The following is a 21,325-nucleotide window of genomic DNA, read 5'->3' as shown; positions in this document are numbered from 1 at the left end:
TTTTCAGGGAGATAAGACGAAACGAGTAGGACAAAAACCACAATGTCGCGAAGCAGCGGAGTGTAGCAGGTTTTGTGACATGGCGCATAAAATATCCCTCTGCGATTCATCAGCGAAATATTGCTCCACCCCGACTGGACAAGGTGAAAATTCAAACATAATCTTAATCAATCGATTGATTAATTTTTAATGACGCCATGAATCCAACTCCGACGACCACCAAAGGTGAACAGGCGAAAAGCCAGCTGATTGCCGCCGCACTGGCCCAGTTCGGCGAGTATGGCCTGCACGCCACCACCCGGGATATCGCCGCGCAGGCCGGGCAGAACATCGCCGCCATCACCTACTATTTTGGTTCGAAGGAAGATTTGTATCTCGCCTGCGCCCAGTGGATCGCCGATTTCATCGGCAGTCGTTTTCACGATCAGGTAGCCGCCGCCACCGCGCTGCTGAGCGAGCCGTCATCGGATCGCGCCGCCATTCGCCAGCTTATCCTGAACGCCTGCAACAACATGATCGCCCTGCTCACCCACGACGATACCCTGAACCTGAGTAAGTTTATCTCACGCGAGCAACTCTCGCCGACCGCCGCCTATCAGCGGGTCCACGATCAGGTGATTGCCCCGATGCACACCCATCTGACGCACCTGATTGCGGCCTACACCGGGCGCGATGCGAACGACACACAGACCATTTTGCATACCCATGCGCTGCTCGGCGAAGTGCTTGCTTTTCGCCTGGGCCGGGAGACCATCCTGCTGCGCACGGGCTGGACACAATTCGATGAGGAAAAATCCGCGCAGATTAGTCAGGTCATCACCTGTCATCTCGACCTGATCCTGCAAGGTTTAACGCAAAGGAGCCTGGAGTCATGAAAAAACCTGTCGTCGCCATCCTGGCGGTGGTTGTTGTGCTGGCAGCCGGGATCGGCGGCTGGCTGTGGTATCAGAGCCAGCAGGATCGCGGCCTGACGCTCTACGGCAACGTGGATATCCGCACGCTGAATATGAGCTTCCGCGTCGGCGGGCGGCTGGAGTCCCTTACCGTGGACGAAGGCGACACGATCAACGCCGGTCAGACGTTAGGCCAGTTGGATCAAGCCCCGTATAAAAATGCGCTGATGCAGGCCAAAGCCAGCGTGTCGGTTGCTCAGGCGCAGTATGACCTGATGCTGGCGGGCTATCGCGATGAGGAAGTGGCGCAGGCCGCCGCCGCGGTGAAACAGGCGCAGGCTGCATTCGATTACGCGCAGAACTTCTACAACCGCCAGCAGGGGCTGTGGAAAAGCCGCACCATCTCCGCCAACGACCTGGAAAACGCCCGCTCCTCGCGCGATCAGGCTCAGGCGACGCTGAAATCAGCCCAGGATAAGTTAAGCCAGTACCGCACCGGGAACCGCCCGCAGGATATCGCCCAGGCGAAAGCGAATCTTGAACAGGCTCAGGCGCAGCTGGCGCAGGCCGAGCTGGATCTGCACGACACCACGCTGGTCGCCCCGTCCAACGGCACGCTGATGACCCGCGCGGTTGAACCCGGCAGCATGTTGAGCGCAGGCAGCACCGTGCTGACGCTCTCCCTCACCCGTCCGGTGTGGGTGCGCGCTTACATTGATGAACCGAATCTGAATCAGGCCCAGCCGGGGCGCGAACTGCTGCTCTACACCGACGGACGGCCCGATAAGCCGTACCACGGGAAAGTCGGGTTTGTCTCCCCTACCGCCGAGTTCACGCCAAAAACCGTTGAAACGCCGGATCTGCGCACCGACCTCGTCTATCGCCTGCGCATTATCGTCACCGACGCCGACGACGCGCTGCGTCAGGGGATGCCGATTACCGTGAAATTCAACGATGGGGACCGACATGAATGATGCGGTTATCCAGCTCAACAATCTGGTGAAACGCTTTGCGGGCATGGATAAACCCGCCGTCGCACCGCTGAACTGTACATTGCAAAAAGGCTACGTCACCGGCCTGGTCGGGCCCGATGGCGCAGGCAAAACCACGCTGATGCGCATGCTCGCCGGATTGCTCAAACCCGATGAGGGCACGGCCAGCGTGCTGGGGCTTGATCCCATCAAAAACGACAGCGAGCTGCACGCGATGCTCGGCTACATGCCGCAGAAATTTGGCCTGTACGAAGATTTGACGGTGATGGAAAACCTGACGCTGTACGCCGATCTGCGCAGCGTCACCGGCGAAGTCCGCGAGAAAACCTTTGCCCGGCTGCTGGAATTTACCTCGCTCGGACCGTTCACCGACCGGCTGGCGGGTAAGCTCTCCGGCGGGATGAAGCAGAAGCTGGGGCTGGCCTGTACGCTGGTCGGCGAGCCGAAAGTGCTGCTGCTCGATGAGCCCGGTGTCGGCGTCGACCCGATCTCTCGCCGCGAACTGTGGCAGATGGTCCACGAGCTGGCCGGGGACGGAATGCTGATCCTCTGGAGCACCTCCTATCTCGACGAGGCCGAACAGTGCCGCGACGTGCTGCTGATGAACGAAGGTGAGCTGCTCTATCAGGGCGAACCGACGGCGCTGACGCAGCAGATGGCCGGGCGCTGTTTCCTGCTGCACAACCCGGACGAGACCAACCGCAAGCTGTTGCAGCGGGTGCTGAAACTCCCGCAGGTCAGCGACGGGATGATTCAGGGGCGCTCGGTGCGCGTGATCCTCAAAAAAGAGGCCACCGCGGAAGACATTCGGCAGGCGCAGGGCATGCCGCAGATTGAGATCGACGAGACCGCCCCGCGCTTCGAAGATGCCTTTATCGACCTGCTCGGCGGGGCGAGTACCTCCGAATCGCCGCTGGGCGCGATTTTGCACACCGTAGAAGGCACGCCCGGTGAAACAGTGATTGAAGCTAAATCCTTAACCAAAAAGTTCGGGGATTTCGCCGCGACGGATAACGTCAATTTTGCGGTGAAGCGCGGAGAGATTTTTGGTCTGCTGGGGCCGAACGGCGCCGGGAAATCGACCACCTTTAAAATGATGTGCGGCCTGCTGGTGCCGACATCCGGTAAAGCGCTGGTGCTGGATATGGATCTTAAAGTGAGCTCCGGCAAGGCGCGCCAGCATCTGGGTTATATGGCGCAGAAGTTTTCCCTCTACAGCAACCTGACCGTTGAGCAGAACCTGCGCTTTTTCTCCGGCGTCTACGGCCTGCGCGGGCGGGCGCAGAGCGAGAAAATCGCCCGCATGAGCGATGCTTTTGGCCTGACCCATATCGCCTCACACGCCACCGACGAACTGCCGCTCGGCTTTAAGCAGCGTCTGGCGCTGGCCTGCTCTCTGATGCACGAGCCAGATATTCTGTTTCTCGACGAACCGACTTCCGGCGTCGATCCCCTCACCCGCCGGGAGTTTTGGCTGCACATCAACAGCATGGTCGAGAAAGGCGTCACCGTGATGGTCACCACCCACTTTATGGACGAGGCGGAGTATTGCGACCGCATCGGGCTGGTCTATCGCGGGAAGCTCATCGCCCACGGCACGCCGGACGATTTAAAAGCCCAGGCCGCCGACGAGGAGCAGCCCGATCCGACTATGGAGCAGGCGTTTATCACCCTGATTAACGACTGGGATAAGGAGCACGCCCATGAGCATTAAGGCGATTTCCTGGCGGCGAGTGCGCGCCCTGTGCATCAAAGAGACGCGGCAGATCGTGCGCGATCCGAGCAGCTGGCTGATTGCGGTAGTCATCCCCTTGCTGCTGCTGTTTATCTTTGGCTACGGGATTAACCTCGACTCCAGCAAGCTGCGGGTCGGGATTTTACTGGAGCAGCAGAGCGAGGAAGCGCTCGATTTCACCCACGCCATGACCGGCTCGCCGTACATCGACGCGACGATCAGCGATAACCGCCAGGAGCTGATTCAGAAGATGCAGGCCGGGAAGATTCGCGGCCTGGTGGTGATCCCCGTTGATTTCGCCGCCAATATGGCGCGCGCCAGTACCGATGCGCCGATTCAGGTGATCACCGACGGCAGCGAGCCGAACACCGCGAACTTTGTGCAGGGCTACGTCGAGGGGATCTGGCAGCTGTGGCAGATGCAGCGGGCGGAAGACAGAGGCGAAGAATTTGAGCCGCTGATCGACGTGCAAACCCGCTACTGGTTTAACCCCGCCGCCATCAGCCAGCACTTTATTATTCCCGGCGCGATAACCATTATCATGACCGTGATCGGGGCGATCCTCACCTCGCTGGTGATCGCCCGCGAATGGGAGCGCGGCACCATGGAAGCGCTGCTCTCCACGGAAGTGACGCGCGTCGAGCTGCTGCTGTGCAAGCTTATCCCCTACTACTTCCTCGGGATGCTGGCGATGCTGCTCTGCATGCTGGTGTCGGTATTTATTCTTGGTGTGCCCTATCGCGGCTCGCTGATTTTGCTGTTTTTCATCACCAGCCTGTTTTTACTCAGCACCCTGGGGATGGGCCTGCTGATTTCGACCATCACCCGCAACCAGTTTAACGCCGCGCAGGTGGCGCTGAACGCCGCGTTTCTGCCGTCGATTATGCTGTCCGGGTTTATTTTCCAGATCGACAGTATGCCCGCCATTATCCGCGCGGTGACTTACATCATCCCGGCGCGCTACTTTGTGAACACGCTGCAAAGCCTGTTCCTGGCGGGGAATATTCCGTCGGTGTTGATGATCAATATTCTGTTTTTGATGGCGTCGGCGGTGATGTTTATCGGCCTGACGTGGATGAAAACGAAACGGCGTTTAGATTAATGCCGTTTTTTGTAGGTCGGGTCAGCGAATCGCCACCCGACGCGAGGACGACACCATGTTTCACCGTTTATGGACATTAATTCGCAAAGAGCTGCAATCTCTGCTGCGTGAGCCGCAAACCCGCGCGATCCTGATCCTGCCGGTGCTCATCCAGGTTCTGCTGTTTCCGTTTGCCGCCACGCTGGAAGTGACCAACGCCACCATCGCCGTCTACAACGAGGACAACGGCAAACACTCCGTGGAGCTGACCCAGCGCTTCGCCCGCGCCAAAGCCTTTACTCACGTGCTGCTCCTGAAAAGCCCGCAGGAGATCCAGCCGACCATCGACCAGCAAAAGGCGTTGCTGCTGGTGCGCTTCCCGGCGGATTTCTCGCGCAATCTGGATACCTTCCAGACCGCGCCGATGCAGCTGATCCTCGACGGGCGCAACTCCAACAGCGCGCAAATCGCCGCCAACTATCTGCAGCAGGTGGTGAAAAATTATCAGCAGGAGCTGATGGAAGGGAAACCTAAACCGAACAACAGCGAGCTGGTGGTGCGCAACTGGTACAACCCGAATCTGGATTACAAATGGTTTGTGGTGCCGTCGCTGATCGCCATGATCACCACCATTGGCGTGATGATTGTGACGTCGCTCTCCGTCGCCCGCGAGCGCGAGCAAGGGACACTGGATCAGCTGCTGGTTTCCCCGCTCGCCACCTGGCAGATTTTCGTCGGCAAAGCGGTGCCTGCGCTGATCGTCGCCACCTTCCAGGCCAGCATCGTGCTGGGGATCGGCATCTGGGCGTATCAAATTCCGTTTGCCGGATCGCTGGGGCTGTTTTACTTCACGATGCTGATTTACGGGCTGTCGCTGGTGGGATTCGGGCTGTTGATTTCGGCGCTCTGCTCAACGCAGCAGCAGGCGTTTATCGGGGTGTTTGTCTTTATGATGCCGGCGATTCTACTCTCAGGGTATGTGTCGCCCGTGGAAAACATGCCAGTCTGGCTTCAGGATTTAACCTGGGTGAACCCGATTCGGCACTTCACCGATATCACCAAGCAAATCTATCTGAAGGATGCGAGTCTGGATATTGTGTGGGGAAGTTTGTGGCCGCTACTGGTCATAGCGGCCACGACGGGCTCAGTGGCGTACGCGATGTTTAGACGCAATATCGCCTGAGTTTTTCTCTTTGGTCAGCAACGAGACCACCGCGGGTCCTGCCAGAATTACCAGGCCCGCCAGGGCCAGCAGCAGGTTGTTTTGCAGCACGCGTGACAACAGCCACAGGACGATTAACGCTGCACCAAAATACCAGGTGGTGGTGAGCTCTTCGAGCACATCACCCACTTCACGCCAGCGCGCCTCGTGGTGACGCTGTAAAAACAGCATCGACAGCACGGTCACGCCATACATCGCGCATAATCCTAAGCCGACGTGCACCAGTGTGCCGCTCTTCCAGCCCATTACCAGTACCGCCACGACCAGTAAATGCAACATTATCTGCCAGCAACTGAGGCCAGTTGCGACACGAACGCGTTGTTGCCACTTCATGGCTTCTCTCCTGAAGGATATTTCTCTGCTAGTTCAGAGTACCGCACTTTACGGAAAATTCCGTAACACCGCATCTTTTTGTGACGCCGACTACACTTTATTTTCATCAGGATAGTGACGCTGGCAGGAGCATATGACGCAAAAAACCCGGCATTTTTCGCTAAAAATTTTGACGATTAACACACACAAAGGCTTCACGGCATTTAATCGCCGCTTCATTTTACCCGAGCTGCGCGACGCGGTACGCACCGTCGGCGCGGATATTGTCTGCCTGCAGGAAGTGATGGGCGCACATGATATTCACCCGCTGCACGTCGAGAACTGGCCGGACACGTCACACTATGAATTTCTGGCCGATACCATGTGGAGCGACTACGCCTACGGGCGCAACGCGGTTTACCCGGAAGGCCACCACGGCAACGCGGTGCTGTCGCGTTTTCCCATCGAACATTATGAGAATCACGACGTCTCGGTGGGCGAAAGCGAAAAACGCGGGCTGCTTTACTGTCGGATCACCCCGCCCGACCTGGCCTTTCCAGTTCACGTGGGGTGCGTGCATCTGGGGCTGCGGGAGGCACACCGCCAGGCGCAATTAGCGATGATGGCGCGCTGGGTCAACTCCCTGCCGGAAAACGATCCGGTGGTGATCGCGGGGGATTTCAACGACTGGCAACAGCGCGCCAGTCGTTCGCTGAAAGCCGACGCCGGGCTGGATGAGATTTTCACCCGCGCCCACGGCCGCCCGGCGCGCACCTTCCCGGTGAGTTTTCCCCTGCTGCGCCTTGACCGTATCTATGTCAAGAACGCCCACGCCAGTCAACCGAGCGCGCTGGCGCTGAAGAGCTGGCGTCACCTGTCTGACCATGCCCCGTTAAGTGCGGAGATCCACTTATGAAATGTTCATGGCGAGAAGGTAATCAAATCACGCTGCTGGAAAATGGCGATGAGTACTATCCGGCGGTGTTTGCCGCGCTCGATGCGGCAGAGCAAAAAGTGATCCTCGAAACCTTTATCTGGTTTGAGGACGGCGTCGGCCGTCAGCTGCACGAGGCGGTGCTGCGCGCGGCTCAGCGCGGGGTCAAAGTGGAAGTGCTGCTCGACGGCTACGGCTCGCCGGACCTTAGCGATAGTTTTGTCAACGAGCTGACCGCAGCGGGCGTGGTGTTCCGCTATTATGACCCGCGCCCGCCGCTGCTCGGGATGCGGACCAACGTTTTTCGCCGGATGCACCGCAAAATTGTGGTGGTGGATGGCACCGTCGCCTTCGTCGGCGGAATTAACTACTCCGACGAGCACATGTCCGACTACGGCCCGGAGGCGAAGCAGGATTATGCGGTGAAAGTCGAAGGCCCGGTGGTGCAGGACATTTTGCTGTTTGAGCTGGAAAACCTGCCGGGTCAATCAGCCGTTCGCCGCTGGTGGAAGCGCCATCATCGCCCGGAAGAGAACCACCAGCCCGGCGAGGCGCAGGCGCTGTTTATCTGGCGCGACAACGGCGAGCACCGGGACGACATCGAGCGGCACTACCTGAAGATGCTCGCCAATGCGAAACGCGAGGTGATCATCGCCAACGCCTATTTCTTCCCCGGCTACCGTCTCCTGCACGCCATGCGTAATGCCGCGCGGCGCGGGGTGCGCGTCAAACTGATCGTGCAAGGCGAGCCGGATATGCCGATCGTCACCGTCGGCGCGCGGCTGCTCTACAACTACCTGGTCAAAGGCGGCGTGCAGATTTACGAATACCGCCGTCGACCGCTGCACGGCAAAGTGGCGCTGATGGACGATCACTGGGCGACGGTTGGATCGAGCAATCTCGATCCTTTAAGCCTGTCGCTCAATCTGGAAGCCAATCTGATTATTCACGATCGCACCTTCAACCAGACCCTGCGCGATAACCTGACCGGCATTATCGACCGTGACTGCGTGCGGGTGGATGATTCGATGGTGCCGAAACGCACCTGGTGGAACCTGAGCAAAAGCGTGGTGGTGTTCCACTTCCTGCGCCACTTCCCGGCGCTGGTCGGCTGGCTCCCGGCCCACAAGCCGAAACTCGCGCAGGTGCCCGCTCCGGTTCAGCCGGAAATGGAAACCCAGGACCGCGTTGAAACCGAAAACTCAGGGGTGAAACCGTAATGAGCAAATCACATCCCCGCTGGCGACTGGCGAAGCGCATCCTCACCTGGCTGTTTTTCATTGCCGTCGCCGTGCTGCTGGTGGTTTACGCGCAAAAAATTGACTGGGAAGAGGTGTGGAAAGTTATCCGCAACTACAACCGGATGGTGCTGCTCAGCGCGCTGGGTTTAGTGGTCGTCAGCTATCTGATCTATGGCTGTTATGACCTGCTGGGCCGCGCGTACTGCGGACATAAGCTGGCAAAGCGCCAGGTGATGCTGGTGTCGTTTATCTGCTACGCCTTTAACCTGACCCTCAGCACCTGGGTAGGCGGCATCGGGATGCGCTACCGCCTGTACTCGCGCCTTGGGCTGCCGGGGAGCACCATTACGCGCATTTTCTCACTCAGCATTACCACCAACTGGCTGGGGTATATTCTGCTCGGCGGGGTGATTTTCAGTTTCGGCGTGGTTCAGTTGCCTGCCCACTGGTACATAGATGAATCGACGCTGCAGATGTTGGGCATCGTCCTGCTGCTGATTATTGCGGTCTATCTGTGGGGCTGTGCGTTCGCCAAACGCCGTCACATGACCGTCAAAGGGCAAAAGCTGGTGCTGCCGTCATGGAAATTTGCGCTGGTGCAGATGGTGGTCTCCAGCGCTAACTGGATGGTGATGGGGGCGATTATCTGGCTGCTGATTGGCGAAGAGGTGAACTATTTCTTCGTGCTCGGCGTGCTGCTAGTGAGCAGTATCGCCGGGGTGATTGTCCATATTCCGGCGGGGATTGGGGTGCTGGAAGCGGTGTTTATCGCCCTGCTGGCGGGGGAGCATGTCTCTCACGGCAAGATTATCGCGGCGCTGCTGGCCTATCGCATGCTCTATTACTTCCTGCCGCTGGCGCTGGCGACGGTGGGGTATTTGGTTCTGGAGAGTCGGGCGAAAAAGCTGCGGGCGAAGAACGAGAAGGCGATGGCGAAGTGACGAAAGTCGGGTGGCGCTGCGCTTACCCGACCTACGGATTGTAGGCCCGGTAAGCGCTAGCGCCACCGGGCAACGAGGTTATCGACGGTTGCCGAAAATCCGCAGCAGCATCAGGAATAGGTTGATGAAGTCCAGATACAGCGTCAGTGCGCCAAGAATCGCGTATTTGCGCAGGTTCGAGCTGTCACGCACGTCAATCTGCTCGCCGATGTTTTTCAGCTTCTGCGTGTCATAGGCCGTCAGGCCGACAAACACAATCACCCCGATATAGGTCACCGCCCACATCAGCGCCTCGCTTTTCAGCCAGAAGTTCACCAGCGACGCCAGCACAATCCCGATCAGCGCCATAAACAGCATATTGCCGAAGCCGCTTAGATCGCGTTTGGTGGTGTAGCCGTACAGGCTCATGGCACCAAACATCCCGCCCGCGACCACAAAGGTGCTGGCAATGGACGAATAGGTGTAGACGATAAAAATACTGGAGAGCGTCAGCCCGGTGAGCGCCGAATAGAGCATAAACAGCGTCGTCGCCATCCCTGCGCTGAGCTTTTGCACCAGACCGGAGAGCACGAAGACCAGCGCCAGCTGGGCGATAATCAGCCCGAAGAAGGTGATTTTGCTGGAGAAGATAAACATCATCAAGGCGGGGGTATTTGCTGCGTACCACGCGATAAACGCGGTGAGCAGCAGGCCGCAGGTCATCCAGCCGTACACCTGCGCCATGTAGGTTTGCAGGCCGCTGCGCGTCTGCTGAACGATTGAATCCGAACGTGGAAATCGGTCCATGATAACTCCTGATTAAGTGGGCACACTTGTTAAGATTAACACATCTGCGCCAACCGGTTACCAGCGGCTGGCAGCCTGTTTATCGCTGTCGCGCGACTCCACCCATCGCTCCCCTTCGGGCGTGGCTTCTCGCTTCCAGAATGGCGCGCGGGTTTTGAGATAATCCATAATAAATTCACCCGCTTCGAACGCACTGCTGCGATGGGAGCTGGTGACGCCGACAAAGACAATCTCTTCGCCTGGCCACATTTCGCCGACGCGGTGGATCACCGTGACACGTCCGAGTGGCCAGCGCTGACGGGCCTCTTCCACGATAGTGGCAAGCGACTTCTCCGTCATGCCCGGATAATACTCGAGCGTCAGCGCTTTCACACTATCACCAAGATTATGGTTACGGACTTTGCCGGTAAAGGTCACCACCGCGCCGTCTTCGTCACGCTCGGCGAGCCAGCTGTACTCCGTGCCGACGTTAAAGCGCTCCGGCCCGACAACAATACGCGTATCAGACATGATTAACCCCCTGTGACCGGCGGGAAAAACGCCACTTCATCACCGGCGTTGAGCGGATGGGAAAATTCCACCAGCGTCTGATTCACCGCCGCCAGCAGCTTGCCCTCCTCCAGCGCCAGCGCCCAACGGTCGCTTTGCGCCGCCAGATGGGCGCGCAGAGCTTCGACGTTTTCGAAAGGGGTATCGAGGGTCAGGCTGTCGGTATTGACCAGCTCGCGAACCTGAGCAAAAAAGAGCACGTTAATCATGAGTGTCCACCCTGAAATCGCCGGATTTTCCGCCGCTTTTCGCCAGCAGACGAACCGGGCCAATCACCATATCTTTCTGTACCGCTTTGCACATATCGTAAATGGTCAGCGCCGCCACCGAGGCCGCCGTTAAGGCTTCCATTTCGACGCCCGTTTTACCGGTCAGACGGCACAGGGTCTCGATGCGCACGCGGTTGTGGTCCGGTTCGGCCTGCAGATTCACTTCCACCTTGCTGAGCATCAGCGGATGGCAGAGAGGAATCAGATCCCAGGTGCGTTTTGCGGCCTGAATTCCGGCGATACGGGCGGTGGCGAAGACGTCGCCCTTGTGGTGGCTGCCGTCGATAATCATCGCCAGGGTTTCCGGCAACATGGTCACGAAGGCTTCGGCGCGCGCTTCGCGTACCGTTTCGGCCTTGGCGGAGACATCCACCATATGGGCTTCGCCCGCGGCGTTAATGTGGGTCAATTGCGACATAGCTTACTTCTTCAAATGAGGATGAAAATTACACGGACGGGTGCGGGCATCTAATTGCGGGGCAATGATGTTTTCCCACGCCGTGCGGCAGGCTTTGGTCGAGCCCGGCATGGCAAAAATAAGCGTTTTGTTGGCAATCCCGGCCACCGCGCGCGACTGCAATGTCGAAGTGCCGATCTCTTCAAAGGAGAGCATGCGGAACACTTCGCCAAAGCCTTCGACTTCACGGTCAAACAGCGGGAGCAGCGCTTCTGGCGCCTGATCGCCTGCGGTAAAACCGGTGCCGCCGGTGATTAACACCACCTGCACCTCGTCGCTGGCAATCCACTGAGAGACCTGGGCGCGAATGGCGTAGCGGTTCTCTTTCACAATCGCTTTATCAACAATGCTGTGCCCCGCTTCGTGGGCGGCATCGCGCAGCCAGTGGCCGGAGGTGTCGTCCTCTTCGCCACGGCGCTCAGAAACGGTAAGAATAGCAATACGCGTCGGAATAAATTCAGCGCTGACCTGACTCATTTTCTGGTTCCTTTTAAGCCGATTACCCGCCGATATAGGACAGGTTTTGTGTAATCCCGGTGTCGCCCTGATGCAGGAAATGGGTCTGTTTTTTATGCGTCAGAGCCGCAGAAATGCGTGCTTCGAGGGCGTCCTGTTGGGCATCGTCTGCCAGCAAATCGCGAAGATCCACGCCGCCGTCGCCGAACAGGCACAGATGCAGCTTGCCAACAGAGGAGACGCGCAGACGGTTGCAGGTGGCGCAGAAGTCTTTCTCATAGGGCATGATAAGCCCAATTTCCCCTTCGTAATCCGGGTGACAAAAGACCTGCGCCGGGCCGTCGCTGCGCTGGCGGATCTGGTGGATCCAGCCGCGTTTGAGCAGTTCATCGCGCAGCACCATGCCGGAGATATGATGACGGCGGAACAGATCGCTGCCCTCGCCGGTTTCCATCAGCTCAATAAAACGCAGTTGAATGCGGCGGGGTTTGACCCACGCGAGGAAGGTGTCGAGCTGGTGATGGTTTACATCGCGCATCAACACCGTGTTGACTTTGACCTTGTCGAAACCGGCTTCAAACGCGGCGTCGATGCCTTCCATCACCTGGCGGAATTTATCCTGCCCGGTAATGGCGTGAAACTGGCGCGCGTCGAGGCTGTCGACGCTGACGTTGATGGCCGTGAGACCGGCATCACGCCACTGGGTGACATCGCGGGCTAAGCGATAGCCATTGGTGGTGACGGCGATTTGACGAATGCTGGCATTTTCGCGAACGGCGGCGATGATGTCGGGGAAATCACGACGCAGGGAGGGCTCGCCACCCGTGAGACGCACTTTTTCCGTGCCGAGCTCAGAGAAGGCGCGCGTCACGCGGCGCACTTCGTCGACGGAGAGAAATCCGTTATTGGTGACGCTGCCCGGCTTGTAGCCGTTCGGCAGGCAATAGGTGCAACGAAAATTGCACACATCGGTAATCGACAGACGTAAATAGAAAAACTTACGCGCGAAAGCATCTGTGAGTTGAGAAGCCATGTACACCTTTCCAGTACGGGAGGCACAGTCATTTCTTTCTGTACCCTGGTAGCGTTGCCGCTACGGCCAGGGCGCCATATCAAGTGACACAGGCGCCAGGGCTAGAGTGTATGTTTTCATTTTCGAAAACGTGGGTTATGCCGATAGTAGCGCGGAAATGGCACTTTCGCCATTCGCCGCTTTCGCTATATAATTATATATATAGCGACCAGATCGCGCACTTTCACTACAGAATACGTAAAAATCATAGTTTCGCATTGATATACGTCATTTTGCCGGGGGTCGGGCATCGTCTTTTAGGGGTAGTTGGGTTACTGTTACGCGGATCGAATGTGATAAGGAATGTGTATGCGCAATCGCACTTTTGCGGATCTTGACCGTGTGGTCGCTCTCGGCGGAGGGCATGGGCTGGGGCGGGTGATGTCGTCATTATCCTCGCTGGGCTCCAGGCTCACCGGGATCGTAACCACCACCGATAACGGGGGCTCTACAGGTCGTATCCGTCGTTCCGAAGGCGGCATCGCCTGGGGCGATATGCGTAACTGTCTTAACCAGTTAATTACCGAACAAAGCGTCGCTTCGGCAATGTTTGAGTATCGTTTTAGCGGGAATGGTGAGCTTTCCGGACATAACCTCGGAAATCTGATGTTAAAGGCGCTGGATCACCTGAGCGTGCGCCCGCTGGAGGCGATTAATTTAATCCGAAACCTGCTGAAAGTGGATGCATTCCTGATCCCTATGTCAGAACAACCGGTCGATTTGATGGCGATCGACACCGAAGGCCATGAAGTCTATGGCGAGGTGAATATTGACCAGCTGATTTTGCCGCCTCAGGAGCTGATGACCTACCCTTCTGTTCCGGCCACGCGTGAAGCGGTGGAAGCGATCGGCGAAGCGGATTTGATTCTTATCGGGCCGGGCAGTTTCTACACCAGCCTGATGCCGCTGCTGCTGGTGAAAGAGCTGGCGCAGGCGCTGCGCAGGACGCCAGCCCCGATGGTCTACATCGGCAATCTGGGTAAAGAGCTCAGCCCTGCCGCTGCCAGCCTGTCGCTTGCAGATAAACTGAATCTGATGGAGCAGTACGTCGGTAAAAAAATTATCGACGGTGTGGTCGTTGGGCCGAAGGTGGATGTTTCAGGGATGGAAGGCCGGGTAGTGGTGCAGGAGGAGCTGGAAGCGAGTGATATTAAGTATCGCCACGACCGGCATTTGCTGCGCCTGGCGCTGGAGAAAGCGATTCAGGGGCTGGGGTAACAACCGAACAGCGCCCGATGGCGCTACGCTTATCGGGCCTACAAGGGTCGTACAACGGCTCGAAACGTAGGCCGGGTAAGGCGAAGCCGCCACCCGGCAAAAGCCGCTACGAAGCCGCAATAAACAAATCCCGCAACTTATGCAACTGGTCACGGATCTGCGCCGCCTCTTCAAACTCCAGATTCTGCGCGTGCTGCATCATCTGCCCTTCCAGCTCATGGATTTTCTGCTGCAGCGCCTTCGGCGTCAGCAGCAGTTCAACCGGATCGGCTTCCACCGGATGACGCGCTTTGCCGCGCCCTTTGGTTTTCGCGATCCCCTGACCCAGCGCCAGAATATCCACCACTTTCTTGTTCAGACCCTGTGGCGTAATGCCGTTCTCTTCGTTGTACTGCTGCTGTTTCTCACGACGACGCTCCGTTTCGCCAATCGCTTTCGCCATCGACGCCGTAATCTTATCGCCGTACAGAATCGCTTTGCCGTTGATGTTACGCGCCGCGCGGCCAATGGTCTGAATCAGCGATCGCTCTGAACGCAGGAAGCCCTCTTTATCGGCGTCCAGAATCGCCACTAGCGACACTTCCGGCATGTCGAGACCTTCTCGCAACAGGTTGATCCCCACCAGCACATCAAACTCGCCGAGACGCAAATCGCGGATGATCTCCATACGCTCAACGGTATCGATATCCGAGTGCAGATAGCGCACGCGCTCCCCGTGCTCTTCCAGGTACTCGGTCAAATCTTCCGCCATGCGTTTGGTCAGCGTGGTGACCAGCACGCGTTCGTTCACCGACGCGCGAGCACGGATCTCTGAGAGCAGATCGTCCACCTGAGTTCCCACCGGACGCACTTCGATAATCGGATCCAGCAGGCCAGTTGGACGCACCACCTGATCGATCACCTCGTCACCGGATTTCTCCAGCTCGTAGGCCCCAGGTGTGGCCGAGACGTAGATCGTTTGTGGGGCCAGCGCTTCAAACTCTTCAAATTTCATCGGGCGGTTATCGAGAGCCGACGGCAGACGGAAACCGTACTCCACCAGCGTCTCTTTACGCGCGCGGTCACCGCGATACATCCCGCCGATTTGCGGAATGGTGACGTGGGATTCGTCCACCACCAGCAGACCGTCAGCCGGGAGATAATCGAACAGCGTCGGCGGCGCCTCGCCAGGGCCGCGCCCCGAGAGATAGCGCGAGTAGTTTTCGATCCCCGAGCAGTAGCCCAGCTCGTTCATCATCTCGAGATCGAACTGCGTACGCTGGCTCAGGCGCTGCTCTTCGAGCAGTTTGTTATTCGCCAGCAGCACTTTCCGGCGGTCCGCCAGCTCGACTTTGATCTCTTCCATCGCCTGCACGATACGCTCGCGCGGGGTGACGTAGTGGGTTTTCGGGTAGATGGTGAAGCGCTGGATCACCGACTCGACGTGCCCGGTCAGCGGGTCAAACAGGGACAGACGCTCCACCTCTTCGTCGAACAGCTCAACGCGCAGGGCCAGATCGTCAGATTCCGCCGGGAAGATGTCGATCACTTCGCCGCGTACGCGGAAGGTGCCGCGCTGGAAGGCCTGATCGTTACGCGCGTATTGCAGCTCCGCCAGACGACGGACAATCGCACGTTGATCGATGATCATCCCGTTAGTCAGGTGCAGCATCATCTTGAGATAAAGGTCCGGATCGCCCAGACCGTAGATCGCAGAAACAGAAGCCACCACGATCACATCCCGCCGCTCCAGCAGCGCTTTGGTCGCTGAGAGACGCATCTGTTCGATATGTTCGTTCACCGAGGCGTCCTTCTCGATGAAGGTGTCAGAGCTCGGTACGTAGGCTTCTGGCTGGTAGTAATCGTAGTAGGAGACGAAATACTCGACGGCGTTATCCGGGAAGAACTCTTTCATCTCGCCGTACAGCTGCGCCGCCAGGGTTTTGTTGGGGGCCAGCACCATCGTCGGGCGCTGCAAATCCGCAATCACGTTGGCGACGGTAAAGGTCTTGCCTGAGCCGGTCACGCCCAGCAGAGTCTGGTGCGCCAGCCCGTCTTCCAGCCCCTCTTTCAGGCGGCGGATCGCCTCCGGCTGATCGCCAGAAGGACGGAAGGCAGAATTCAGTTTGAACAGTTTACTCATGGGCGACAACCTGGTGACGGAAAAAGCGGCAGTGAGTAATTTTACTCGCGGCTGGTAAATTTGCCAGTAATAAATACTGGATGTAAAACCAGTGGCGTGTAAGGATATCTGGATTAGCATCCGACTCATGAGCACGAAACGGGTCAAAATTTAGGCTGTGACAAGATAAAACACCAGCGATGGGCGGTTATCCCCAGAACATTTCTATTTTTAACATTTGTCAAGCTACGTAATGATAGTTTTATGGCAGCAGGTGACACTTTCATGACGATGATTGCTTTTGTCTAACTCGTTAATTCATAGAAGATATTTCTTAAAGCCGCGTTTCGCATCAATTCAGGCGCAGGCCGCGTCTTCTCTCGCTTGCCTCAGGTTTTCTAACTCTAATGCACATGGTTATCCACAGGAATAGTGGATAACTGCTTCCAGCCCATATAGAGCGCCCCTCGGCAAATTCCCGGTTTTTCCCATGGGCATGTCCGTAAAAAATATTTATCACTCATTTTTGATGATAATCAGTCCCACGGCGCATAAGCCACTGGCGAGATCTTAATCACAATTCAGTCATTCTGTGCCCTGTAGCCACGCTTAACCTTTGTGAGCCTAATCTTAAAATTGCCGTTTATTTGACCGGATTGCGGTTTATGGCAGGGGTTTTGCACATTCCTGATGACGTCTTATCCCTCACGCGTTTACAGGAGAGCATTATGTTAAGTCTGCGCGCTGTTAATCAGTTCTATGGAAGCCAGCACACGCTGTGGAATGTGGATTTGGATTTGCCGCCGGGGATGTGCACGGGCGTTATCGGGCTGCCGGGAATGGGCAAAACGACGCTGATCAACTGCATCACCGGTCAGTTACCGATAGAAAGTGGCACCATTATCTGGCATGAAGCGGGCGCACCACCGTGCGATTTGCGCAACGCTGCACCGACGCAGTGCGCGATGCCTGGAATTGGCTATGTTTCGCAGGACAGGCGGATTTTCTCGCAGCTCACCGTCGAGGAGAACCTGCACGTGGCAATGCGCGCCAAAGGCGCACCGGATGCCGGTGCGAGCAGTGAAATTTACGCCCTGTTCCCCCAGCTCTGGCCGCTGCGCCACGCGCGTGCGACGGGCATGTCGCCCGAGGAGCAGTACCAGCTCGCTCTCGCCAATGCACTCATCACTCGCCCTCGCCTGCTGATTCTGGATGAGCCGCTGCACGGCACGGGAACCACGTTTGCCCACAAGCTGGCGCAGCTGCTGATGCGTTTAAGTCGCGAACTGGGGATGACGGTCCTGTTAGCGGAGCAGCAGCTGTCGTTTATCCGCCGGGTAGCGGATCGTTTTTGCGTGCTGTATCGCGGGCGGAACGTGGCCCAGGGCCACGTTAACGAGCTGGATGAGGCGCTTATTGCGCACTGGATGTCGCGGGATGCAAGGCGCTGAGATCCAGATACTGGCCGGTCTCGGCCTGTTCAGCGCCATCAGCCAGCCACGGAATTTCTCCGAGGAACGGCGCGGGAAGCACGCGTTGCAGCGTGGCGAGATACTCCTGATGACGTTTTCCCGGCGCGACCACGTCGTTAGCAATCCAGCCTGCGAAGCGCAATCCGGCCTGGGTGATCGCCTGCGCCGTGAGCATCGCGTGATTGATACAGCCCAGTTTGACGCCGACGACGAGGATCACCGGCAACTGTTCGTCCTGCACCCAGTCGGCGAAGGTCTGACGGTCTGAGAGCGGCGTAAACCAGCCGCCCGCCCCTTCGACCAGCACCCACTCCGCTTTGTGCTCCAGCGCGCGCAGGCCCGCAGAAAGCACCGGGAATTCAATCGGGCGCTGCTCGTCGGCGCTGATGATGTGCGGCGAGGTCGGCTCGGCGAAGGTGTATGGATTCACCTCCTCATAAGCCAGCGTAAGCGTGCTATTACGTTGCAGCGCCAGCGCGTCCGAGTTGCGCAGGCCTTCCGCCGTCATCTCGCTGCCGGACGCTACCGGTTTGTATCCGGCGGTGGTGAATCCCTGCAAACGCGCCGCCTGCAGCAGCGCCGAGCTGGCGACGGTTTTACCGACTTCGGTGTCGGTCCCGGTGACAAAATAACGTTCAGTCACGTTCGATAATCCCATGAAAAAGTTGATAAGAAAGCGGAAACTCGCCCCGCTCGCGCGGCCACGCCAGTTCGAGGCGCGTGAGTTCTCCGCGCGTCAGCGGTTTGCGCGCCCGTCCGCCGTGCAGATGGGTGGCACCAATGCCTTTCAGGGAGCGCATGGCGCTCAGGGCATCGTTGAAGGAAAGCGTGATGACCTCCGTGGTGGCCCGGTAACGCCACCCCGCCAGAGCATCCTTCACCGCCTGCTCAGATAAAAAACGGTTGGCGTGCGGTTGTTCATCCACCTCGCGCCAGGCCTGATTCAGCTCCGGCAGCGAGTTATCCAGCAGCGTGGTAAAGGCGACGGTACCGCCGGGGCGCGTCACCCGGCAGAGTTCACGCAGCGCCTGCGGGAGACTGGCGCACCACTGCACCGCCAGATGGCTCCAGACGAGGTCAAACTGCGCATCCGGGAGCGGAATGGCTTCGATATCGCCCACCAGATAGTCGTCCGCCGCCTGCTGATAGCGCGCCTGTTCCAGCATCTGCGGCGAGAGATCGAGGGCCGTCACATGGCTGCCCGCTTCGCGCCAGGCACGGCTGTTCGCGCCGGGGCCGCAGCCCGCATCCAGCACGGCGTTAAATCGTCCTTCGCCAAGAAACGTTTTCAGCCCCCGGGCGCTGCGGCGCTGCAACTCATCGTGCTGAGAGTAGCTTTGCGCCGCGCGCCCGAAGGCCGAGGCGATGGCCTGCTTATTCACCGGCGTCATGCAGCGCCTCCAGTAAGTCGTCGATGTCCTGGGTGTGATGCGCGGCGGTCAGAGTCAGACGCAGACGCGCGGTGCCCGCAGGAACCGTCGGCGGACGAATCGCCGTGACCCACATACCGCGATCGCGAAGCTGCTGCGCCAGGCGCAACGCGCGGCTGTTCTCGCCGACGATCAGCGGCTGAATGGCGCTTTGCGAGTCGGTCATCCGCCAGGGCAGCTCGCGAACGCCTGCCCGGAAGCGTTGGATATGCGCCGCCAGGGTTTGCCGACGCTCTTCCCCCTCGCCGCTGCGAATAACTTGCAGCGCGGCCTGCAGCGCCACCGCCTGGGCGGGCGGCATGCTGGTGCTGTAGATCAGATGCCGGGCGAACTGCAGCAGGTAATCCGCGACGGATTCGCTGCACAGCACCGCCGCACCGCTGATGCCAAACCCTTTGCCGAAGGTCACAATCAGCAGCTCCGGTTTGACACCCTGGCTGGCCGCGCTCCCGCGCCCTTCCTCGCCGAGCACGCCAATCCCGTGGGCGTCATCCACCAGCAGCCAGGCGTTGTGCTCCCGCGCGGCGGCGTGCAGCTCTGCCAGCGGCGCACTGTCGCCGTCCATGCTGAACACCCCTTCGGTCACCACCAGCTGTTGCCCGTCGCAGGATTTCGCCAGCAACGTATTAAGCTGAGCGGCGTCGTTGTGGGCAAACCGACGCAGCTGCGCCGGGCTGAGACTGGCGGCTTCGAGCAACGAGGCGTGGCTCAAGCGGTCAGCCACAATCCGATCCTCTTTACTCATCAGGGCGGCAATCAGCGCCTGATTGGCGGCAAAACCTGAGATAAACAGCAGCGCGCGTGGGTAGCCGAGCCAGTCGGCAAGCTGCTCTTCCAGCGCCTGATGCGCGGTGGTGTAGCCCGTCACATGCCCCGACCCGCCGCTGCCGACGCCCCAGCTTTCCGCTCCCTGCTGCCAGGCGCGAATAACCGCCGGATGCTGGCTCAAACCCAGATAATCGTTGCTCGAAAAATTGCAGAACCGACGCGTATCGCGGATCAGAAAGCGACCGCCGCCTTCAACCGCCGTGCGGGTGCGAAACGCGTCCGCCGCCCGGCGTTCTTCAAGGGCGGCATCAATTCGCTGCTGCCAGGTCATACGGCTGCCGCGTTGTAATACTGTTCGGTGTCGGCGTTGAAAAGCTGTTGTTCCAGCTCGTTATCCCCCGACAGCACCTCGGTCTGATGCGGATTCAGCCCCAGCTTGCGGAACAGCTGGACGTCTTTGTCCTCTTCCGGGTTTGGCGTGGTCAGCAGTTTGCAGCCGTAGAAAATCGAGTTCGCGCCCGCCATGAAGCACATCGCCTGGGTCTGCTCGCTCATCTGCTCGCGGCCTGCGGAGAGGCGCACGAACGAGGTCGGCATCATGATGCGCGCCACGGCGATGGTGCGGATAAAATCAAAGGCATCCACGTCGTCGTTATCCGCCATCGGCGTGCCTTTGACCTTCACCAGCATGTTGATCGGCACGCTTTCCGGCGGGGTCGGCAAGTTCGCCAGCTGCAACAGCAGGCCCGCGCGATCTTTCACCGTTTCGCCTAAGCCCACGATCCCGCCGGAACAGACTTTAATTCCCGCGTCGCGCACCTTGTCGAGGGTGTCCAGGCGCTCCTGATAGGTTCGGGTGGTGATGATGTTGCCGTAGAATTCCGGCGATGTATCGAGGTTGTGGTTGTAGTAGTCCAGGCCCGCCGCCGACAGGCGCTGCGCCTGAGTTTCGTTCAGCGTGCCGAGGGTCATACAGGCTTCAAGGCCCATGGCTTTCACGCCTTGCACCATCTGCTCGAGATATGGCATGTCGCGATCGTGCGGGTTTTTCCACGCTGCGCCCATGCAGAAGCGGGTCGAACCGGCGTTTTTCGCCTTCCGCGCCGAATCGAGGACCTGCTCCACTTCCATCAGACGTTCGGCTTCAAGCCCGGTTTTATAGCGCGCACTTTGTGGGCAATATTTGCAGTCTTCCGGGCAGGCACCGGTTTTGATCGACAGCAACGTACTCACCTGCACGTGGCGCGGATCGAAGTGCTGGCGATGGATTTGCTGGGCTTCGAACATCAGTTCGAGGAAAGGTTTGTTAAATAATTCGGTGACTTGCGACATTGTCCAGCGCGGGTGATTAGCCATCGGGCTTCTCCAAAAGGGGTTTAGTTCATTGTGGGTTCGG

General features: G+C 58.5%; 22 protein-coding genes and 1 riboswitch. Of the genes, 10 read left to right on the top strand and 12 right to left on the bottom strand.

What is annotated here, in order from left to right:
* Positions 1-197 precede the first annotated feature (197 nt).
* Genes cecR through U9O48_RS07415 form a run of 5 tightly spaced genes read left to right on the top strand, consistent with a single transcriptional unit; the run spans position 198 to position 5,884 of the window.
* Positions 198-875 carry a transcriptional regulator CecR gene (gene cecR, locus U9O48_RS07435; RefSeq protein WP_324723970.1) on the top strand — a complete coding sequence of 226 codons (678 nt, stop codon included), beginning with the start codon at positions 198-200 and terminating at the stop codon, positions 873-875.
* A complete protein-coding gene (gene hlyD, locus U9O48_RS07430) occupies positions 872-1,867 on the top strand; it encodes a secretion protein HlyD (protein ID WP_285155147.1) in 996 nt (331 codons plus the stop codon). The genes cecR and hlyD overlap by 4 nt, the downstream gene beginning before the upstream one ends.
* On the top strand, positions 1,860-3,599 hold the full coding sequence (locus U9O48_RS07425) for an ATP-binding cassette domain-containing protein (RefSeq protein ID WP_324723969.1): 1,740 nt from the start codon (positions 1,860-1,862) through the stop codon (positions 3,597-3,599). Before hlyD ends, U9O48_RS07425 begins: the two co-directional genes overlap by 8 nt.
* Complete coding sequence (locus U9O48_RS07420) at positions 3,589-4,722, top strand: ABC transporter permease (RefSeq protein WP_282492263.1); 1,134 nt, start codon at positions 3,589-3,591, stop codon at positions 4,720-4,722. Before U9O48_RS07425 ends, U9O48_RS07420 begins: the two co-directional genes overlap by 11 nt.
* A gap of 55 nt (positions 4,723-4,777) precedes the next feature.
* Positions 4,778-5,884 (top strand): ABC transporter permease, encoded by a 1,107-nt coding sequence (locus U9O48_RS07415; protein WP_095281327.1) that lies wholly within the window; start codon positions 4,778-4,780, stop codon positions 5,882-5,884.
* Here the strand turns inward: U9O48_RS07415 and U9O48_RS07410 are convergent.
* Positions 5,846-6,256, bottom strand: a complete 411-nt coding sequence (locus tag U9O48_RS07410) for a YbhQ family protein (protein WP_282492262.1) — start codon at positions 6,254-6,256, stop codon at positions 5,846-5,848. The two genes, U9O48_RS07415 and U9O48_RS07410, sit on opposite strands and share 39 nt — an antisense overlap.
* Positions 6,257-6,389: 133 nt before the next feature.
* Here U9O48_RS07410 and U9O48_RS07405 point away from each other — a divergent pair, with 133 nt between their 5' ends.
* The 3 genes from U9O48_RS07405 to U9O48_RS07395 are packed head-to-tail and all read left to right on the top strand — an operon-like array spanning position 6,390 to position 9,351.
* Positions 6,390-7,151: an endonuclease/exonuclease/phosphatase family protein gene (locus U9O48_RS07405; RefSeq protein ID WP_324723967.1), complete on the top strand. Its 762-nt coding sequence runs from the start codon at positions 6,390-6,392 to the stop codon at positions 7,149-7,151.
* Positions 7,148-8,389, top strand: coding sequence for a cardiolipin synthase ClsB (clsB, locus tag U9O48_RS07400; protein ID WP_324723966.1), 1,242 nt, complete (start codon positions 7,148-7,150; stop codon positions 8,387-8,389). Before U9O48_RS07405 ends, clsB begins: the two co-directional genes overlap by 4 nt.
* The gene (locus U9O48_RS07395) at positions 8,389-9,351 is read left to right on the top strand and encodes a lysylphosphatidylglycerol synthase transmembrane domain-containing protein (RefSeq protein WP_282492259.1); all 963 of its coding nucleotides are present in this window, start codon (positions 8,389-8,391) and stop codon (positions 9,349-9,351) included. The genes clsB and U9O48_RS07395 overlap by 1 nt, the downstream gene beginning before the upstream one ends.
* Positions 9,352-9,429: 78 nt before the next feature.
* Here the strand turns inward: U9O48_RS07395 and U9O48_RS07390 are convergent, their stop codons facing one another.
* From U9O48_RS07390 to moaA, 6 genes are all read right to left on the bottom strand, one after another.
* On the bottom strand, positions 9,430-10,137 hold the full coding sequence (locus tag U9O48_RS07390; RefSeq protein WP_095281322.1) for a Bax inhibitor-1 family protein: 708 nt from the start codon (positions 10,135-10,137) through the stop codon (positions 9,430-9,432).
* Positions 10,138-10,194: 57 nt separating this feature from the next.
* Positions 10,195-10,647, bottom strand: coding sequence for a molybdopterin synthase catalytic subunit MoaE (gene moaE, locus U9O48_RS07385; protein ID WP_285146559.1), 453 nt, complete (start codon positions 10,645-10,647; stop codon positions 10,195-10,197).
* 2 nt (positions 10,648-10,649) lie between these two features.
* Entirely contained in the window at positions 10,650-10,895 is a 246-nt protein-coding gene (gene moaD, locus U9O48_RS07380) for a molybdopterin synthase sulfur carrier subunit (RefSeq protein ID WP_282492257.1), read from the bottom strand.
* Entirely contained in the window at positions 10,888-11,373 is a 486-nt protein-coding gene (moaC, locus tag U9O48_RS07375) for a cyclic pyranopterin monophosphate synthase MoaC (protein WP_324723964.1), read from the bottom strand. The genes moaD and moaC overlap by 8 nt, the downstream gene beginning before the upstream one ends.
* Positions 11,374-11,376: 3 nt before the next feature.
* Positions 11,377-11,889: a molybdenum cofactor biosynthesis protein B gene (moaB, locus tag U9O48_RS07370; protein ID WP_095281318.1), complete on the bottom strand. Its 513-nt coding sequence runs from the start codon at positions 11,887-11,889 to the stop codon at positions 11,377-11,379.
* A gap of 22 nt (positions 11,890-11,911) precedes the next feature.
* Positions 11,912-12,901, bottom strand: coding sequence for a GTP 3',8-cyclase MoaA (gene moaA, locus U9O48_RS07365; RefSeq protein WP_324723963.1), 990 nt, complete (start codon positions 12,899-12,901; stop codon positions 11,912-11,914).
* Positions 12,889-13,022: riboswitch (molybdenum cofactor riboswitch) on the bottom strand. It overlaps the preceding gene by 13 nt.
* A gap of 227 nt (positions 13,023-13,249) precedes the next feature.
* On the opposite strand from moaA, the gene yvcK reads away from it, so the two are divergent.
* Positions 13,250-14,158, top strand: a complete 909-nt coding sequence (gene yvcK, locus U9O48_RS07360) for a uridine diphosphate-N-acetylglucosamine-binding protein YvcK (protein WP_324723962.1) — start codon at positions 13,250-13,252, stop codon at positions 14,156-14,158.
* Between the two features lie 106 nt (positions 14,159-14,264).
* Here yvcK and uvrB read toward each other — a convergent pair whose 3' ends face one another.
* Positions 14,265-16,280: an excinuclease ABC subunit UvrB gene (gene uvrB / locus U9O48_RS07355; protein WP_282492252.1), complete on the bottom strand. Its 2,016-nt coding sequence runs from the start codon at positions 16,278-16,280 to the stop codon at positions 14,265-14,267.
* Positions 16,281-16,987: 707 nt separating this feature from the next.
* On the opposite strand from uvrB, the gene U9O48_RS07350 reads away from it, so the two are divergent.
* Positions 16,988-17,710 carry an ABC transporter ATP-binding protein gene (locus tag U9O48_RS07350; RefSeq protein WP_324723961.1) on the top strand — a complete coding sequence of 241 codons (723 nt, stop codon included), beginning with the start codon at positions 16,988-16,990 and terminating at the stop codon, positions 17,708-17,710.
* Here the strand turns inward: U9O48_RS07350 and bioD are convergent.
* The 4 genes from bioD to bioB are packed head-to-tail and all read right to left on the bottom strand — an operon-like array spanning position 17,673 to position 21,285.
* Positions 17,673-18,374: a dethiobiotin synthase gene (bioD, locus tag U9O48_RS07345; RefSeq protein WP_324723960.1), complete on the bottom strand. Its 702-nt coding sequence runs from the start codon at positions 18,372-18,374 to the stop codon at positions 17,673-17,675. The genes U9O48_RS07350 and bioD overlap by 38 nt on opposite strands.
* The gene (bioC, locus tag U9O48_RS07340) at positions 18,367-19,122 is read right to left on the bottom strand and encodes a malonyl-ACP O-methyltransferase BioC (RefSeq protein ID WP_324723959.1); all 756 of its coding nucleotides are present in this window, start codon (positions 19,120-19,122) and stop codon (positions 18,367-18,369) included. The genes bioD and bioC overlap by 8 nt, the downstream gene beginning before the upstream one ends.
* Positions 19,106-20,260, bottom strand: coding sequence for an 8-amino-7-oxononanoate synthase (gene bioF, locus U9O48_RS07335; protein ID WP_324723957.1), 1,155 nt, complete (start codon positions 20,258-20,260; stop codon positions 19,106-19,108). The genes bioC and bioF overlap by 17 nt, the downstream gene beginning before the upstream one ends.
* Positions 20,257-21,285, bottom strand: coding sequence for a biotin synthase BioB (gene bioB / locus U9O48_RS07330; protein ID WP_282492246.1), 1,029 nt, complete (start codon positions 21,283-21,285; stop codon positions 20,257-20,259). Before bioB ends, bioF begins: the two co-directional genes overlap by 4 nt.
* Positions 21,286-21,325: the final 40 nt, after the last annotated feature.

Origin of the sequence: Lelliottia sp. JS-SCA-14 (genome assembly GCF_035593345.1) — a bacterium.
Classification (GTDB): domain Bacteria; phylum Pseudomonadota; class Gammaproteobacteria; order Enterobacterales; family Enterobacteriaceae; genus Enterobacter; species Enterobacter wanjuensis.
Note: the sequence above shows the minus strand (reverse complement) of the source record. Positions and strands in the feature narration are given on the sequence as shown.